The sequence below is a fragment of the Alteromonas sp. CNT1-28 genome (assembly GCF_022348345.1).
In the GTDB taxonomy this organism is placed as follows: Bacteria; Pseudomonadota; Gammaproteobacteria; order Enterobacterales; family Alteromonadaceae; genus Alteromonas; species Alteromonas macleodii.
Genome location: NZ_JAKREZ010000052.1, coordinates 1 through 15,663, shown reverse-complemented (window position 1 = coordinate 15,663; position 15,663 = coordinate 1). Strand labels below are relative to the sequence as shown.

Sequence of the window (15,663 nt, the reverse complement as noted above, 5' to 3'; positions counted from 1 at the left end):
TAGGATACCACCGTCCATCTGAGCAGCACCAGTGATCATGTTTTTAACGTAATCAGCGTGTCCTGGGCAGTCTACGTGTGCGTAGTGACGAGTAGGAGTATCGTATTCTACGTGTGAAGTAGAGATGGTGATACCACGTGCTTTTTCTTCAGGTGCGTTATCGATTTGATCGAAAGCCTGTGCGTTACCACCGTAAGTCTTTGAAAGAACCGTAGTGATTGCTGCAGTTAGCGTAGTTTTACCGTGGTCAACGTGGCCGATTGTACCCACGTTTACGTGGGGTTTCGTACGTTCAAACTTTTCTTTTGCCATTTTTCTCGTTTCCTAAGTTAAAAGTCCGACCCACCAATAGACCGGACCGAACCTTCATTTAGATTAAATTCTAGATTCAATAATAGCCTGCGCCACATTGTTCGGCGCCTCAGAATAATTGAAGAACTCCATTGAGTATGAAGCACGACCTTGTGTTTGTGAACGCAAGTCAGTTGCGTAGCCAAACATTTCTGAAAGCGGCACTTTAGCACGTATTATTTTAACACCTGCGACGCCATCTTCCATACCTTCGATCATGCCGCGGCGACGATTAATGTCACCAACTACATCACCCATCCAGTCTTCTGGAGTAGTCACTTCAACTTTCATTGTGGGTTCAAGTAACACCGGATTTGCTTCTGCGGCGCCTTTTTTGAAACCCATAGAGCCGGCGATCTTAAACGCCATTTCAGAAGAGTCAACATCGTGGTATGAACCGTCAAACAGCGTAACCTTTACATCAAGTACCGGATACCCTGCAAGAACACCACTTCGCATCTGCTCCTGAATTCCTTTATCGACCGCTGGAATGAACTCTTTTGGTACCACACCACCGACGATTTCGTTCACAAATTCGTAGCCTGAACCTTCTTCTTGAGGCTCAATGCGCAGCCATACATGACCAAATTGGCCGCGGCCGCCTGACTGACGAACGAACTTCCCTTCAACTTCAACAGATTTACGAAGGGTTTCACGATAAGCAACCTGAGGGTTACCTACGTTACATTCAACTTTAAATTCGCGCTTCATGCGGTCGACAATGATATCAAGGTGAAGTTCACCCATACCTGAGATAATCGTCTGGCCTGTCTCGTCGTCAGTTTTCACTTTGAATGACGGATCTTCAGCTGCAAGCTTGCTTAGGGCTATGCCCATTTTCTCTTGGTCAGCTTGCGACTTAGGCTCAACCGCAATTGAAATTACCGGCTCTGGGAACTCCATACGCTCTAGCGTAATAACATGGTTAGGGTCACAAAGCGTATCACCGGTTGTTACATCTTTAAGGCCAATGGCCGCAGCGATGTCACCTGCGCGTACTTCTTTAATTTCTTCACGGTCTTTCGCGTGCATTTGCACAATACGACCAAAGCGCTCACGCTTGCCCTTAACAGGGTTGTAAACCGTATCACCCGTGTTTACTACACCAGAGTAACAACGGAAGAAGGTTAGCGTACCCACAAATGGGTCGGTCGCTATTTTAAATGCTAGCGCTGAGAACGGCTCATCGTCGCTTGAATGACGCTCTGCTTCTGTCTCGTCTTTGTCGTCAAGTACACCAGTGATGGCCTTAACTTCTGTTGGAGACGGAAGATAATGAATAACAGAGTCTAGTACTGCCTGAACACCTTTGTTTTTGAAGGCACTGCCACAGGTGGCAAGAACAATTTCGTTGTTCAGCGTACGCTGACGAAGGCCTGAACGAATTTCTTCCTCAGAAAGCTCTTCACCTTCCAAGTATTTATTCATTAACTCATCAGATGCTTCTGCAGCCGCTTCGATCATTTCGGTACGGTACTGCTCAGCGGTATCTAAATATTCAGCCGGAATGTCTTCATAGGTAAATGTCATACCCATGTCTTCTTCATTCCAGTTGATGGCTTTCATCTTCACAAGGTCGATGACGCCATGAAAATTCTCTTCAGCGCCCATGTTGATTTGAATCGGAACACAGTTTGCGCCTAAACGCTTGCGGATTTGACCCACAACACGTTCAAAATCAGCGCCAGCCCGGTCCATCTTATTAACGAACACAAGGCGTGGCACTTGATATTTGTCAGCCTGTCGCCAGACTGTCTCTGATTGAGGTTCTACCCCAGAAGACCCACAGAAAACAACAACTGCACCGTCTAGTACACGCAATGAACGCTCTACTTCGATAGTAAAGTCAACGTGTCCAGGGGTGTCGATGATGTTGATCCTGTGTTGATCGAACTGTTGCTCCATACCAGACCAGAAACAAGTCGTTGCAGCAGACGTGATAGTAATACCACGCTCCTGCTCTTGCTCCATCCAGTCCATGGTAGCAGCACCATCGTGCACTTCACCGATTTTGTGAGACAGTCCTGTATAAAACAGAACACGCTCTGTGGTCGTGGTTTTACCCGCGTCCACGTGAGCCACAATACCAATATTGCGATAACGCTCAATCGAGGTCTTACGAGGCATAAATCTCTCTCAGTTAAATAACGTTGATTACCAACGGTAGTGAGCAAACGCTTTGTTTGCTTCGGCCATACGGTGAACGTCTTCACGTTTCTTAACCGCTGAACCTTTATTATCTGCTGCGTCTAGCATTTCAGCCGCTAGGCGTTGTGCCATAGACTTTTCGCCACGTTTACGTGCAGCTTCAACCATCCAACGCATACCTAGCGCGTTACGACGAACTGGACGTACTTCAACTGGAACCTGATAAGTTGAACCACCAACACGACGAGACTTAACCTCTACTGTTGGGCGGATGTTATCAAGCGCTTCCTCGAAGATATCTAGGTGTGCTTTGCCGGTTTTTTCAGCAACAATATCAAGCGCACCGTAAACGATTTTTTCAGCGACTGACTTTTTGCCGTCGAGCATTACGACATTCATGAATTTCGCAAGCAGTTGTGAACCAAATTTTGGCTCTGGTAGGATTTTACGTTGACCTACGACTCTTCTTCTTGGCATTTTCTATTCTCCGTATGAATTCAGGGAAAACCCAAAACTCTTAAACTTCAGTTTGGCCTTACTAACGGAGAACCGTTATGACTTAGGCTTCTTCGCGCCGTACTTAGAACGGGCTTGTTTACGATCGTTTACACCTGCGCAGTCAAGAGTACCGCGAACTGTGTGATAACGAACACCTGGTAGATCTTTAACACGACCACCACGGATAAGTACTACACTGTGCTCTTGTAGGTTGTGACCTTCACCACCGATGTATGAAGAAACTTCAAAACCGTTAGTTAGACGTACACGACATACTTTACGTAGTGCAGAGTTTGGTTTCTTAGGCGTAGTAGTATATACACGAGTACATACACCACGTCTTTGTGGACAAGCTTGTAGAGCAGCTACGTTGCTTTTTTCAACGGGCTTTCTACGCGGCTTGCGCACTAACTGGTTAACTGTTGCCATTAACTAGCTCCTGATTAAAAACTACGAAAACCCAATCACTGTGATTGGGTCCATATTAATGCGATTAATTGCTTAATCGCTCTTGTTTATGAACATTGTGCTCGTCAACATTCACTGAGCGCTGATACAAAAAACCGCGACCGTTTATCGAGCCACTTGATGGCTATCCAAAATCGGGTCGCGGAATATTAAAGATCATCGCTCTGACTGTCAAGGTGTACAAAGGTTAAGCAGTTAATTTATCTGCAATCTGTACAACATGACTGCCAAATTGTTAGGAGTACGTTAACGTACTCCTATGATCTTGCCTTATTCGGCAGTATCTTCGTCTGCACCAGCATTAAGCGCTTCGGTTAGTGCCTGTTCTGCTTCAGCAGCAGACACTGACATTTCTTCGATTTGCTCTTTGCGACGTTGTGCACGGCGTTCGTGGTAAGCGAAACCTGTACCCGCTGGAATTAGACGACCAACGATTACGTTTTCTTTCAAACCGCGTAGGTCATCTTCTTTACCCTGAACCGCAGCTTCAGTTAGAACACGTGTTGTTTCTTGGAACGATGCCGCTGAGATAAATGACTCAGTAGACAGTGACGCTTTAGTGATACCAAGCAGTTGTGTTTCGTACTGCGCTGGGATCTTGCCGTGTTTTTCAATTTCACGGTTAGCCACTTTAACGTTCGATACTTCAACCTGTTCGCCTTCAAGGAACTGCGTATCGCCTGGATTAGTGATAATGCACTTACGTAGCATCTGACGGATAACTACTTCGATGTGCTTATCGTTAATCTTAACACCCTGTAGACGGTATACTTCCTGAACTTCGTTCACGATGTAGTTTGCTACTGCTGAGATACCACGTAGACGTAGGATATCGTGTGGAGACTCTGGACCATCGGCGATAACTTCGCCTTTTTCCACTTTCTCACCTTCGAATACGTTAAGCTGACGCCACTTAGGAATCATCTCTTCGTATGCGTCACCCTCAGCAGGTGTAATTACAAGACGCTTCTTACCTTTGGTCTCTTTACCGAAGCCGATAGTACCTGAGATTTCTGCAAGGATTGCAGGCTCTTTAGGCTTACGTGCTTCAAATAGGTCCGCAACGCGCGGTAGACCACCCGTGATATCACGAGTCTTCGAGCTTTCTTGAGGAATACGTGCTAGCACGTCACCTTCGTTAGCCACTTTGCCTTCTTTCGCTTCGATGGTTGTGAAGCTTGGAAGACGAATTTCTTGAAGACCGAACTCGTCGCTTTCAAGAATTAGCTTAGGCTCTTTAGAGTTTACTTTCGCAAGGTCTTTAACAACGATACGGGTTAGACCAGTAAGCTCGTCTTGCTGCATTTCGGTGTTAGAGTCATCAATGTCTGCGAAGCTAATCTTAGCTGCTCGTTCAGTGATGATTGGGTGACTATGCGGATCCCAGTTAGCAACAACGTCGCCAGCTGCAATAGTTGCACCGTCATCCACGCTAAGTACAGCACCGTAAGGTACTTTATAGCGCTCTTTCTCACGGCCTTGCTCGTCGATAACAGTAAGTTCTGTTGAACGAGAAACGATAACCACTTTGCCGTCAGAGTTACGTACGAACTTCGCATTGTGTAGCTTAAGGCTACCCGCCGTCTTAACTTGTACGCTGTTCTCAGCAGATGCTCTTGATGCCGCACCACCGATGTGGAACGTACGCATGGTAAGCTGTGTACCTGGCTCACCGATTGACTGTGCTGCAATAACACCAACCGATTCACCGCTACCCACCATGTGACCACGAGCAAGGTCACGACCGTAACACTTAGCACAAACACCGAAGTCGTTGTCACAAGTGATTACCGAGCGAACCATGATTTGGTCAACTGAGTTAGCTTCAAGCATGTCTACTAACGCTTCGTCTAGAAGAACGTTACGCTCTACTAGCACTTCGTTAGTACCTGGCTTAAGTACATCTTCTGCTACCACACGACCTAGTACACGCTCGCGTAGTGGTTCAACAACGTCACCACCTTCGATTAGTGGTGTCATTTGAACACCTTCGAATGTGCCACAGTCGTCGTTAGTGATTACCAAGTCTTGTGCAACGTCTACTAGACGACGCGTTAGGTAACCCGAGTTAGCTGTCTTAAGTGCGGTATCCGCAAGACCTTTACGAGCACCGTGAGTTGAGATGAAGTACTGTAGTACGTTCAGACCTTCACGGAAGTTCGCCGTAATTGGGGTTTCGATGATTGAGCCATCTGGCTTAGCCATCAGACCACGCATACCAGCTAGCTGACGAATCTGAGCGGCACTACCACGAGCACCCGAGTCGGCCATCATGTAAACAGAGTTAAATGATGATTGCTCTTCTTCTTCGCCATCGCGGTTAATTACGATGTCAGTCTTAAGGTTATCCATCATGGCTTTAGCAACTTTTTCGTTGGCATTTGACCAGATATCGATAACTTTGTTGTAACGCTCACCCGCGGTAACAAGACCGTTTTGGAACTGTTCCTGAATTTCGATAACTTCTGCTTCTGCTGCGTCGATGATGTCTTTCTTAGCAGCAGGGATAACCATATCGTCGATACCAACAGACGCACCCGCGATCATCGCGTAGTGGAAACCGGTATACATGATTTGGTCAGCAGCAATTACTGTGTCTTTCAAACCTAGCGTACGGTAACAAGCATTCAATAGTCTTGAAATTTGCTTCTTGCCCATCGCTTGGTTGATGATTTCAAACGGCAGACCCTTAGGAAGGATCAATGAGAAAATCGCACGACCAACAGTAGTGTCAGTTAGCGTTACTTTCTCAGTTTTGTTGCCATCTTCATCGATGTCGTATTCAGTAATACGTACTTTTACGCGAGAGTGAAGCTCAGCATTACCTGTACGGTATGCTTTTTCTGCTTCATTCGGGCTGGTGAATACCATGCCTTCGCCTAAGCCGTTTACTTTGTCACGCGTTAGGTAGTAAAGACCCAATACAACGTCCTGTGAAGGTACGATAATTGGCTCACCGTTCGCAGGTGACAGAATGTTGTTCGTTGACATCATAAGTGCACGTGCTTCTAGCTGTGCTTCGATTGTCAACGGAACGTGTACCGCCATTTGGTCACCATCGAAGTCGGCGTTGTACGCCGCACACACTAGCGGGTGAAGCTGAATCGCTTTACCTTCGATTAGTGTTGGTTCGAATGCTTGGATACCCAAACGGTGAAGTGTAGGTGCACGGTTAAGTAGTACCGGGTGTTCACGGATAACGTCGTCTAGTACGTCCCAAACCTCTGGTGCTTCGCGCTCTACTAGCTTCTTAGCAGCTTTAATTGTTGTCGCAAGACCACGACCTTCAAGCTTACCGTAGATAAACGGTTTGAATAGCTCAAGTGCCATCTTCTTAGGAAGACCACACTGGTGAAGACGTAGCGTAGGACCAACGGTAATTACAGAACGGCCTGAGTAGTCAACACGCTTACCAAGAAGGTTTTGACGGAAACGACCTTGCTTACCTTTGATCATGTCTGCAAGCGACTTAAGTGGACGCTTGTTAGAACCGGTAATCGCACGACCACGACGTCCGTTATCTAGAAGCGCATCTACAGACTCTTGAAGCATACGCTTTTCGTTGCGTACGATAATGTCTGGAGCAGCTAGGTCTAGAAGACGCTTAAGACGGTTGTTACGGTTGATTACACGACGGTATAAGTCGTTAAGGTCAGACGTTGCAAAACGGCCGCCATCTAGTGGTACTAGAGGACGTAAATCTGGCGGAAGTACCGGAAGAACCGTCATGATCATCCACTCTGGCTTGTTGCCAGATTGTTGGAATGACTCAAGCAATTTCAGACGCTTAGTAATCTTCTTACGCTTGGTTTCAGAATTGATTGAAGGCAGCTCTTCACGCATAGCCGCAACATCTGCGTCTACGTCAAGTACTGTTAGAAGATCGAATACTGCCTCAGCACCCATCTTCGCTTCAAACTCGTCACCGTGCTCTTCAAGTGCATCCAAGTACTCTTCTTCGTTAAGAAGTTGGCTACGCTCAAGTGTAGTCATACCTGGCTCTGTAACCACGTATGATTCAAAGTAAAGTACACGTTCAATATCACGAAGTGTCATATCAAGCATAAGGCCGATACGAGACGGAAGTGATTTAAGGAACCAGATGTGTGCAACCGGGCTAGCTAGCTCGATGTGACCCATACGCTCACGACGTACTTTAGTCAGTGTAACTTCAACGCCACACTTCTCACAGATAACACCACGGTGCTTAAGGCGCTTGTACTTACCGCAAAGACACTCATAGTCTTTTACTGGACCAAAGATACGCGCACAGAACAGACCGTCACGCTCAGGCTTGAACGTACGGTAGTTGATTGTTTCAGGCTTTTTAACTTCACCAAATGACCATGAACGGATCATGTCAGGTGAAGACAGACCAATTCGAATATTATCGAATTCTTCGGTCTTGTTTTGTTGCTTTAGAAACTTTAATAAGTCTTTCACATTACTCTCCCAGCGGAGTCAGTCTCTAGAGCCCGGCGCAAGCGCCGGGCCATCTCATAACATTACGTGGCTAACGCCGTATTACTTTTCTTCAAGCTCGATGTTGATACCCAACGAGCGAATTTCTTTAAGTAGTACGTTGAATGACTCTGGCATGCCAGGTTCCATTCTGTGGTCGCCATCGACGATGTTCTTGTACATCTTGGTACGGCCGTTAACGTCATCCGACTTAACGGTAAGCATTTCTTGAAGGGTATATGCTGCACCGTATGCTTCAAGTGCCCACACTTCCATCTCACCGAAGCGCTGACCACCGAACTGTGCTTTACCACCAAGAGGCTGCTGTGTAACAAGGCTGTAAGAACCAGTAGAACGCGCGTGCATTTTGTCGTCTACTAAGTGGTTCAGTTTCAGCATGTACATGTAACCAACCGTAACTGGACGCTCAAATTCGCGACCGGTACGACCGTCAAACAAAGCAATCTGACCGCTTTCTGGAATATCAGCAAGCTTCAGCATTTCTTTGATTTCAGATTCACGAGCACCGTCGAATACAGGTGTTGCTACTGGAACACCCTTACGAAGGTTTTCCGCTAGGCGACGAACTTCGTGGTCTGTGAAGCTATCGATGTCTACTTCTTGGTGATTCTCACCAAGCTCGTACACCTTCTTCAGGAAGTCACGTAGTTCAGCCAGCTCGCGCTGCTCTTTAATCATGCGATCAATCTTCACACCAAGACCGTGTGCAGCCATACCCAAGTGCGTTTCTAGGATCTGACCGATGTTCATACGAGACGGTACACCTAGTGGGTTAAGAACGATATCTACCGGCGTACCGTTAGCATCGTATGGCATGTCTTCTACAGGCTGGATAGTCGAGATAACACCTTTGTTACCGTGACGACCGGCCATTTTATCACCCGGTTGGATGTGACGTTTAACCGCAAGGTAAACCTTAACGATCTTAAGCACACCAGGGGCTAGATCATCGCCTTGAGTGATCTTGCGACGCTTACCTTCAAACTTCTTATCGAAATCAAGTTTGATTTCAGCATGCTGATCAGCGATTTGGTCTAGCTCTAGCTGTGCATCTTCACTGTTAAGTGCGATTTCAAACCACTTTTCACGCGGCAGGCTGTCAAGCTTAGCTTGGTCAACACCAGCACGTAGTAGTGCAGTTTGTGCACGTGCGAAGATACCGTCTGCAAGAATTTCGAACTCGTCAGTAAGGTCTTTCTTAACCTGACGTAGCTGCATATCTTCAATTTCTAGCGCACGCTTGTCTTTCTCTACACCGTCACGGGTAAATACTTGAACGTCGATTACCGTACCGTGAACAGAGTTAGGTACACGTAGAGACGTATCTTTAACGTCAGACGCTTTCTCACCGAAGATTGCACGTAGTAGTTTCTCTTCTGGCGTAAGCTGCGTTTCACCTTTAGGCGTTACTTTACCTACAAGGATGTCACCGCCTTTCACTTCCGCACCAATGTAAACAACACCTGACTCATCAAGCTTGCTTAGTGCAGATTCACCCACGTTCGGGATATCAGAAGAAATTTCTTCTGGCCCAAGCTTAGTATCACGAGCGATACAGCTAAGCTCTTGAATGTGGATAGTAGTAAAACGGTCTTCCTGCGCTACACGCTCAGAAATAAGGATTGAATCCTCAAAGTTGTAACCATTCCACGGCATGAACGCGATACGCATGTTCTGACCAAGTGCAAGGTCACCTAGGTCTGTTGAAGGACCATCAGCTAGCACGTCGCCTGCAACAATCGGGTCGCCAACACTACAAGTAGGCTTCTGATTGATACACGTGTTTTGGTTAGAACGAGTGTACTTAGTCAGGTTGTAGATATCGATACCTGCTTCACCTGGAAGCATTTCATCTTCGTCTACTTTAATAACGATACGGCTGGCATCTACGTAATCAACCACACCACCGCGCTTAGCAACTACAGTAACACCTGAGTCAACCGCGATAGTTCTTTCCATACCGGTACCAACTAGCGGCTTATCAGCGCGTAGTGTAGGTACTGCCTGACGTTGCATGTTCGCACCCATAAGTGCACGGTTCGCATCATCGTGCTCTAGGAATGGGATAATGCTTGCAGCAATTGAAACAATTTGCTGAGGTGAAACGTCCATGTACTTGATGTCTTCTTTCGGCATCAAGGTAGTTTCACCGCGGTGACGACATGGAATAAGGTCGTCAACCAACTCGCCTGCTTCAGTCAACGCGATGTTTGCCTGAGCGATTGCGAATTGACCTTCTTCAATTGCAGATAAGTAATCGATTTCGTCTGTTACGACACCGTCTACAATGCGACGGAACGGCGTTTCTAGGAAACCGAAGTCATTGGTACGCGCGAAGCTTGCCAATGAGTTAATTAGACCGATGTTCGGGCCTTCCGGCGTTTCGATTGGACATAGACGACCGTAGTGAGTCGGGTGTACGTCTCGAACTTCGAAGCCTGCACGTTCACGTGTAAGACCACCCGGGCCTAATGCAGAAATACGACGCTTATGCGTTACTTCTGATAGCGGGTTGTTTTGGTCCATGAACTGAGAAAGCTGAGATGAACCGAAGAACTCTTTAACCGCAGCCGAGATAGGCTTAGCGTTAATAAGATCTTGTGGCATCACGTTGTCTAGGTCGCCTAAGCTTAGACGCTCTTTAACTGCACGCTCAACACGTACAAGACCAACGCGGAATTGGTTCTCTGCCATTTCACCTACAGAACGGATACGACGGTTACCTAGGTGATCGATATCATCTACTTCGTCTTTACCGTCACGAATCATTATTAGCTGCTTCATTACAGAAATAATGTCTTCTTTATCCAGTGTACCAGCACCAATAAGTTCTTCACGGCCAAGACGGCGGTTGAACTTCATGCGGCCAACAGAAGATAGGTCGTAACGTTCATCAGAGAAGAACAAGTTATCGAACAAGGTTTCAGCTGCATCTTTCGTTGGTGGCTCACCAGGACGCATCATACGGTAGATTTCAACTAGTGCTTCAAGGCGGTTAGTTGAAGAATCGATACGTAGCGTATCTGAAATGTATGAACCGTGATCTAGCTCGTTGATGTAAAGCGTTTCGAACTCTTTGATACCCGCTTGGCTAAGTGCCGCTAGGTTTTCAAGGGTTAGTTCGTCGTTCGCGCTTACAATCACTTCGCCTGTGTCTTCGTTTACATAAGTAGCTGCGTAAACACGGCCAATTAGGTAATCGGCTGGAACTTCAAGTTCTGTAAGACCGGCTTTTTCTAGTGCACGCGTGTGGCGCGCAGAAATACGACGACCCGTTTCAACAACAACGTTGCCTTCACCGTCAATGATGTCAAAAGCAGCCGTCTCACCACGTAGGCGATCTGGAACCACTTCCATCATTAGTTTGTCTTTGTCGATACGTACGCTTACTTTGTCGAAGAAAGTATCTAGGATTTCTTCAGACGTCATTTCAAGTGCGCGTAAGATAATCGTTGCAGGCAACTTACGACGACGGTCGATACGTACGAATAGGTTATCTTTCGGGTCAAACTCGAAGTCTAACCACGAACCACGGTAAGGAATTACACGTGCGTTATAAAGCACTTTACCTGACGAGTGGGTTTTACCTTTGTCGTGATCAAAGAATACACCAGGTGAACGGTGTAGCTGTGACACGATAACACGCTCTGTACCATTGATAACGAACGTACCGTTCTCAGTCATCAATGGGATCTCGCCCATGTACACTTCTTGTTCTTTAATATCTTTTACGGTACCTGGCGCAGCGTCTTTATCGAACAACACTAACCGTAGTTTTACTCTTAACGGAGCAGAGAAAGTTACGCCGCGAATTTGACATTCTTTAACGTCGAAAACGGGCTCTCCCAGGCGGTAGCTTACATACTGAAGCTCTGAACTACCTGAGTAGCTTTTAATTGGAAAAACGGAACGAAATGCTGCTTCCAAACCGTATTGAGCATCTGCATCGATCTCAATAAACTTTTTGAAAGAATCAAGCTGAATTGAAAGAAGGTATGGAATTTCCAATACCTGTGGGCGTTTGCCAAAATCCTTACGGATACGTTTCTTTTCGCTATAAGAGTAAACCATGGGTTCCTCAGCCTGCTGATTTATGACCCAACCTGCTGCAAAATGCTTTAAAACGCGTGCTATGGGCTAAAAGCTACGTTTCAAATGGCGCACTAAGCAACAAACTTCCACAACCCTTTTTCGGGCAGATACACCAGCATACAACAAAATTTAACCAATTATTAGTTAACTTGTTGGATTTTTATGCTTTTTATGGGTATTTCCGAATGGCGCTTTAAGTAGTGTAACCAAGGGTTAGATTCTACACACTATACAGCGCAAAAAGGCTGGTGGTTTAAAAAACCACCAGCCTTGCCGTCTCAGGCAATAATCTGACTATGTCAGATTACTTGATTTCTACTTCTGCACCAGCTTCTTCAAGCTCTTTCTTAAGTGCTTCAGCTTCATCTTTGCTTACGCCTTCTTTGATAGCTTTAGGAGCAGACTCAACTACTTCTTTAGCTTCTTTAAGACCTAGGCCAGTCGCGCCGCGAACTGCTTTGATAACTGCAACTTTGTTGCCACCGAATGAAGTCATTACAACGTCGAATTCAGTCTTTTCTTCTGCAGCAGCAGCGTCACCGCCAGCAGCTGGACCAGCAACAGCAACAGCAGCTGCAGCAGATACGTTGAATTTTTCTTCAGCCGCTTCGATTAGTTCAACCAGTTCCATTACTGGCATTTCAGCGATTGCGTTTAAGATATCTTCTTTAGTTAGAGCCATGTTCTCTAAACTCCTGGGTATAAAATGTTAAAAAAATCAATATGCCAAAAACGCCAATTACTTGGTGTCTTTGACCGCCGCCAATACGCGCACAAACTTGCCAGGAACTTCGTTGATTGTTTGAACGAATTTCCCAACTGGTGCTTTGAAGGTTGCAAGTAGTTTCGCAAGCGCTTCGTCGCGGGTAGGTAGTGCTGCAACTGCGTCCAATTTCTCTGGACCAAGAAGACCGCTACCAATAGATAGTGCTGTAACTTTTAGCTTATCGTTAGTCTTACCGAAGTCTTTGAAAAGACGTGCCGCACCGCCTGGTGCGTCGATAGAGAAACCATAGATAAGCGGACCAGTTAAGGCGCTGTCTAAGTCTGCAAATTGACTGTCTGCTAGAGCACGCTTTGCAAGAGTATTACGTACAACCTTTAGGTATACGCCTTGCTCACGAGCTTTAACACGTAGGTCAGTCAGTTCTGCAACTTCCATCCCACGGTATTCAGCAACGGCTACGGATAGAGCGCGAGACGCAACTTCAGAAACTTCTGCTACGATCTCTTTTTTTGCTGCTAAACCTAGTGCCACTGAGTTCACCTCTTTGTATCTGACTTTGTTTGCGGTTACCCGCTTACGCCGTCAGGGTTCACAGATTGATACCAACCCTCATGGTTGATACCGCTCTACGGTGTTTGTTACCCCAGAGAGTCTGAGTCAAACCACCGTCTGCGCAGGTTGTTGTATTAAGCAGTGTGTTGACTGTGAAAGTTCTCTTACCTCTTTCACCACACCGCACCTGCGGTCTAGGACGGGAGCTGCTTATTAGCACTGCTAATTGTCACAGCTCCAACCCATAACCTTTAAGAGATTTCGATGAGCCTAAGCTCAGCGAAATTAAAGACCTACAGAAGCCTTATCAAGAGCAACACCAGCACCCATTGTAGTGCTTAGGCTGATCTTCTTGATGTATGTACCTTTAGCAGAAGAAGGCTTAGCTTTCTTAAGTGCTTCAAGTAGCGCTTCAAGGTTTTCTTGAATTTGGTTCGCTTCGAACGCGATCTTACCGATGCTAGCGTGGATGATACCGTTCTTATCGTTACGGTAGCGTACCTGACCAGCTTTAGCGTTCTTAACTGCCGTTGCAACGTCAGGCGTTACAGTGCCAGTTTTTGGGTTAGGCATAAGGCCACGTGGACCTAAGATTTGACCTAGTTGACCAACAACACGCATTGCGTCTGGGCTAGCAACTACTACGTCAAAGTTCATTTCGCCTTTCTTAACTTGTTCAGCTAGGTCATCCATACCAACGATGTCTGCACCAGCTTCTTTAGCTGCTTCAGCATTTGCACCTTGAGTGAATACTGCAACGCGAACGTCTTTACCAGTACCGTTAGGTAGTACAGTTGCACCACGAACGTTTTGGTCAGATTTCTTCGCATCGATACCAAGGTTAACAGATACGTCTACGCTTTCTGCGAACTTAGCTGTTGCTAGTTCTTTAAGAAGCGCTACTGCTTCGTTGATTTCGTACTCTTTAGTAGAGTCAACTTTGTCGCGGATTAGGCGAGCGCGTTTAGTTAATTTAGCCATTCGATTAGTCCTCTACGTTCAAGCCCATTGAGCGAGCAGAACCCGCGATAGTGCGTACCGCTGCATCTAGATCAGCTGCAGTAAGGTCTGGCTCTTTAGTTTTAGCAATCTCTTCCAACTGAGCGCGAGTAACTTTACCCACTTTTTCAGTGTTAGGACGGCCAGAACCACTCTTGATGCCCGCTGCTTTCTTAAGCAGGTAAGACGCAGGAGGAGTCTTAGTTTCGAATGTGAAAGAGCGATCTTCGTATACAGTAATTTCTACTGGTACTGGAGCGCCTTTCTCAAGGCTTTCTGTTTTCGCGTTGAAAGCCTTACAGAATTCCATGATGTTTACACCGTGTTGACCTAGTGCAGGACCAACTGGTGGACTTGGGTTAGCAGCACCTGCTGCAACCTGAAGCTTGATAATACCGCTTACTTTTTTAGCCATTTTACATGCTCTCTTGTTTGGGTCTAACGCCTCGCAAATACAGAGATTATTTGCTCAATCGGCTTCCCGTTTCCGTTTAAAAGGGCGCGCATTATATAAGGTGATTAATTACTATGCAAGGGCTATTTAGAATAAAAAACCATCGAAAGGTCAGTATTTTTCATAGGCAAAGTGAATCAGAGTTAAGTTGGCTTTACACACACTGTGTGAAGCCCATCATTTATTTTGAAAGGATAATCAAACAATGGAAAAACCTACAGAATTACACAATCATGAGATCTCAAATGTTTCTGGTGCACTTTGGGCCAATGCTTTAGGCGCTATAGCCGGTGGCATAGGTGGTTTCTATGGGGCAATTATTGGTGGCGGGCGTAACGCATCGTTCAGTACCATCGCTACAGGAACACTTGCCGGAATGGGTGCAGGCGCTTTAAGTCCGGTTAAAGGTTTCAGCTCTCTCGCAACATCCGTAGGTGGTGGGTTAGTTTCGGGCGCTATAGCAAATTTGGCGTCGGATCTAGAGGGTTTAGAAACAACAGATGAGTGAAGGTCTAATTTAAAATGGTAGATATCGGAACGGTGTTCATTTGGGTCATGGTAGTTTGTGGAATGAACCTAATCTTAAAACGTGCGCTGGGTGTCAGATTTTGGGACTCTTTTACAAAGAGCGATAAAGTCTCTGAAAAAACCGCAACAATATTGCAGTTTATGTTTATGTTTCTTTCGCTTATTAGCTGTTATTTCTGGCTTATTTAGGTCAAGAGGATGTTACGTTGTAGTAACATGTAAATTTTTATAAATATTCACCGCTCTCCTTTTATCGTTATCTAGATACATCGAGTAGGGTGAGGCGTCACCGCCTCATCCCTCTCACAGAACCGTACATACGGGCCTCGTATACGGCTCATGTACATAGTTATTTAGCGTAATT

Annotated in this window: 11 protein-coding genes; 1 reads left to right on the top strand and 10 read right to left on the bottom strand. The window is 46.1% G+C overall.

The window, feature by feature from the left end; all coding sequences use genetic code 11:
- The 10 genes from MHN02_RS20305 to rplK form a co-directional block, all read right to left on the bottom strand.
- A partial coding sequence (locus MHN02_RS20305) for a GTP-binding protein (protein WP_239217646.1) occupies window positions 1-312 on the bottom strand: 312 nt, incomplete at its 3' end.
- A 63-nt stretch (window positions 313-375) separates the two neighbouring features.
- Window positions 376-2,478 carry an elongation factor G gene (gene fusA / locus MHN02_RS20300; protein WP_014951035.1) on the bottom strand — a complete coding sequence of 701 codons (2,103 nt, stop codon included), beginning with the start codon at window positions 2,476-2,478 and terminating at the stop codon, window positions 376-378.
- Window positions 2,479-2,505: 27 nt separating this feature from the next.
- On the bottom strand, window positions 2,506-2,976 hold the full coding sequence (gene rpsG, locus MHN02_RS20295; protein ID WP_014951036.1) for a 30S ribosomal protein S7: 471 nt from the start codon (window positions 2,974-2,976) through the stop codon (window positions 2,506-2,508).
- 75 nt (window positions 2,977-3,051) lie between these two features.
- A complete protein-coding gene (rpsL, locus tag MHN02_RS20290) occupies window positions 3,052-3,426 on the bottom strand; it encodes a 30S ribosomal protein S12 (RefSeq protein WP_014951037.1) in 375 nt (124 codons plus the stop codon).
- Window positions 3,427-3,735: 309 nt separating this feature from the next.
- Entirely contained in the window at window positions 3,736-7,908 is a 4,173-nt protein-coding gene (gene rpoC, locus MHN02_RS20285) for a DNA-directed RNA polymerase subunit beta' (RefSeq protein ID WP_014977617.1), read from the bottom strand.
- An 81-nt stretch (window positions 7,909-7,989) separates the two neighbouring features.
- Window positions 7,990-12,018 carry a DNA-directed RNA polymerase subunit beta gene (rpoB, locus tag MHN02_RS20280; protein WP_014977618.1) on the bottom strand — a complete coding sequence of 1,343 codons (4,029 nt, stop codon included), beginning with the start codon at window positions 12,016-12,018 and terminating at the stop codon, window positions 7,990-7,992.
- Between the two features lie 325 nt (window positions 12,019-12,343).
- A complete protein-coding gene (gene rplL / locus MHN02_RS20275) occupies window positions 12,344-12,721 on the bottom strand; it encodes a 50S ribosomal protein L7/L12 (protein ID WP_015068303.1) in 378 nt (125 codons plus the stop codon).
- A 57-nt stretch (window positions 12,722-12,778) separates the two neighbouring features.
- Window positions 12,779-13,297, bottom strand: coding sequence for a 50S ribosomal protein L10 (gene rplJ, locus MHN02_RS20270; RefSeq protein ID WP_014951041.1), 519 nt, complete (start codon window positions 13,295-13,297; stop codon window positions 12,779-12,781).
- A gap of 306 nt (window positions 13,298-13,603) precedes the next feature.
- Window positions 13,604-14,299 (bottom strand): 50S ribosomal protein L1, encoded by a 696-nt coding sequence (gene rplA / locus MHN02_RS20265; protein ID WP_014951042.1) that lies wholly within the window; start codon window positions 14,297-14,299, stop codon window positions 13,604-13,606.
- Window positions 14,300-14,303: 4 nt separating this feature from the next.
- Window positions 14,304-14,732 carry a 50S ribosomal protein L11 gene (gene rplK, locus MHN02_RS20260; protein WP_014951043.1) on the bottom strand — a complete coding sequence of 143 codons (429 nt, stop codon included), beginning with the start codon at window positions 14,730-14,732 and terminating at the stop codon, window positions 14,304-14,306.
- Window positions 14,733-14,976: 244 nt separating this feature from the next.
- On the opposite strand from rplK, the gene MHN02_RS20255 reads away from it, so the two are divergent.
- Window positions 14,977-15,279 (top strand): hypothetical protein, encoded by a 303-nt coding sequence (locus MHN02_RS20255; protein ID WP_239247836.1) that lies wholly within the window; start codon window positions 14,977-14,979, stop codon window positions 15,277-15,279.
- Window positions 15,280-15,663: the final 384 nt, after the last annotated feature.